This is a genomic window from Mesorhizobium sp. P3_A9, assembly GCF_056402975.1.
The window spans coordinates 1-988 of the sequence record NZ_JBFUGJ010000734.1 but is presented as its reverse complement, the minus strand read 5'-3'; the positions used below and the strand labels follow the sequence as shown (position 1 = coordinate 988).

General features: G+C 60.8%; 1 protein-coding gene. It reads left to right on the top strand.

Annotated features, from left to right (window positions below; all coding sequences use genetic code 11):
• Window positions 1-988: sodium:solute symporter family protein (locus AC1DX0_RS36390; protein ID WP_477359402.1), on the top strand; the 988-nt coding region annotated here is incomplete at both ends.

Sequence of the window (988 nt, the reverse complement as noted above, 5' to 3'; positions counted from 1 at the left end):
GTCTATCCCTTTGTCTTCATGGTCATGCCGGTTCTTTGGAAACGGGCCAAGGAGTTCGGCTATGTCACGGCCGGCGACGTCGTCCATGGCCAGTATGGATCGCGCGGTCTCGAACTCGCGGTTGCTGCAACCGGCGTCATCGCGACGATGCCATACATCGCGCTTCAGCTCGTCGGCATGACGGCGGTGCTGAAGGCGCTCGGCCTGCACGGTGAACTGCCGCTTGCGATCGCCTTCATCGTGCTGGCGCTTTATACCTATTCGGCCGGATTGCGCGCGCCTGCCCTGATCGCCTTCGTCAAGGACATCATGATCTACATCGTGGTGATCGCCGCTGTCGCGCTTATCCCTTCCAAGCTCGGTGGCTATGCCAATGTCTTCGCCTCGGCCGATGCGGCCTTCCAGGCCAAGGGTTCCGGCAACCTGCTTCTCGGCGGCAACCAGTATGTCGCCTATGCGACGCTCGCCCTCGGGTCGGCGCTCGCAGCCTTCATGTATCCGCATACGCTGACCGGGATTTTCGCCTCGAACAGCGGCAACACGATCCGTAAGAATGCGATCCTGCTGCCGGCATACACGCTGCTGCTCGGCCTGTTGGCGCTGCTCGGCTATATGGGGCATGCCGCCAATCTCAAACTCGACAGTGCGACCGATGTCGTTCCAACCCTGTTCAAGGTGCTGTTTTCAGGGTGGTTCTCAGGCTTCGCCTTCGCTGCGATCGCGATCGGCGCCCTTGTCCCGGCGGCGGTGATGAGCATTGGCGCGGCCAATCTCTTCACTCGCAATTTCTGGAAAGCCTACGTCAATCCGCAAGTGAGCGACGCCGGTGAAGCCAAGGTCGCCAAGATGACCTCGCTGGTGGTGAAGGTCGGCGCCCTGCTGGTGATCATTTTCCTGCCGACGCAATTCGCGCTCGATCTGCAATTGCTCGGCGGCATCTGGATCCTGCAGACACTGCCGGCCCTGGTCTTCGGGCTCTATACCAACT